General features: G+C 50.7%; 1 protein-coding gene. It reads left to right on the top strand.

Annotated elements, in window-relative coordinates; translation table 11 throughout:
• The first annotated feature begins 10 nt into the window (after positions 1-10).
• Positions 11-367, top strand: coding sequence for a hypothetical protein (locus tag J5M71_RS28025; protein WP_122507813.1), 357 nt, complete (start codon positions 11-13; stop codon positions 365-367).
• Positions 368-467: the final 100 nt, after the last annotated feature.

Genomic DNA, 467 nt, shown 5'->3' with positions numbered 1-467 from the left:
AGCTCACACATTGGGACATCTTCTGACCGAGCCACAACTGACAAAAGTTAGAGCCGCTCTTTCCGAGCCATTCAATGATTTTCCCGTGGAATATGATTATTTGGCGAATAAGGTGAGAGGTGTAGACCCTGAAATCCTTTACTCAATTCTTTATTCCGAGGTCGCGCCGGTGTGCTTTACCAATCTCGTTGCACCTGTGCCTCCGATATGGACGGGTTTCGACCCCGACATACTCAGAGAATCGATTGAGGAAAGGCTGGAAGCTAGGGAGCGAAACTGGTTTCGTCGCCAGTTCGATAAAGTGCTGGTTCGTTGGTTGAAGTACAACTACGCGTACATCTGGGAGGAAATCGAAAGTAGGCTTTGAGCTCGAACTAGCCGGGATCAGGCGATTATGACAGGGCGTTTGGCAAAACCTGCGGCACGTAACCGATCCGGCCAGTTCCCCAGCGTCAGGACATGGAGTC

The sequence above is a fragment of the Pseudomonas sp. 43(2021) genome (assembly GCF_017490805.1).
In the GTDB taxonomy this organism is placed as follows: domain Bacteria; phylum Pseudomonadota; class Gammaproteobacteria; order Pseudomonadales; family Pseudomonadaceae; genus Aquipseudomonas.
The sequence above is the reverse complement of the archived record's forward strand: the minus strand, read 5'-3'. Positions and strand labels throughout refer to the sequence as shown.